The organism is Gardnerella sp. CCPDSM (genome assembly GCF_056754715.1).
The window spans coordinates 1-605 of the sequence record NZ_JBQEQO010000052.1 but is presented as its reverse complement, the minus strand read 5'-3'; the positions used below and the strand labels follow the sequence as shown (position 1 = coordinate 605).

General features: G+C 37.5%; 2 protein-coding genes. Both read left to right on the top strand.

Annotated features, from left to right (window positions below):
* A partial coding sequence (locus ACTJLE_RS06465; protein ID WP_481267905.1) for an SHOCT domain-containing protein occupies nt 1-118 on the top strand: 118 nt, incomplete at its 5' end.
* 61 nt (nt 119-179) lie between these two features.
* The coding region (locus tag ACTJLE_RS06460; RefSeq protein ID WP_481267904.1) for a recombinase family protein at nt 180-605 on the top strand (426 nt) is incomplete at its 3' end.

Sequence of the window (605 nt, the reverse complement as noted above, 5' to 3'; positions counted from 1 at the left end):
TAAAAAACTTACCGTTTCACTCTGTAAAAAAGGGCTTATCAGCGAGCAAGAAAAAGAAAAAATAAGCCGTCTTAACAGGGAAAAATTTCACCCGTTTTACAAGGAATTATTGGGTTAAAAGCTTGATAAACACTGCTTTTAGAGTGATGAATAGTATTAGCTGAAAGTGAGGGGAAATAGTGAAAGAAATAATAAAAATAGACTCTACAATGCGAAAAACTGGTTTTGAGAAAAAGACGCGGGTTGCAGCGTATGCGAGAGTTTCTAGTGATAGTGATGAGCAGCTTCTCAGTCTAGAAGTGCAGAAGGAGCATTACGAAAACTATATTAAGTCTAATCCCTGCTGGGAGTATGCGGGACTTTACTTTGACGAGGGTATTAGCGGTACGAAAATCGATAAGCGTGAAAGTCTTAAACAACTGCTTAAAGACTGTCAGAGCGGTCAGATAGACAGGATTATTACAAAGTCTATTAGTAGGCTTGCAAGAAACACGGTTGACTGTCTTGAAATAGTTAGAAAACTTACCGGTCTCGGTATTTATTTGTATTTTGAGAAAGAAAACATTGATACCGAGCATATGAGTTCAGAGCTTATGCTTTCTATC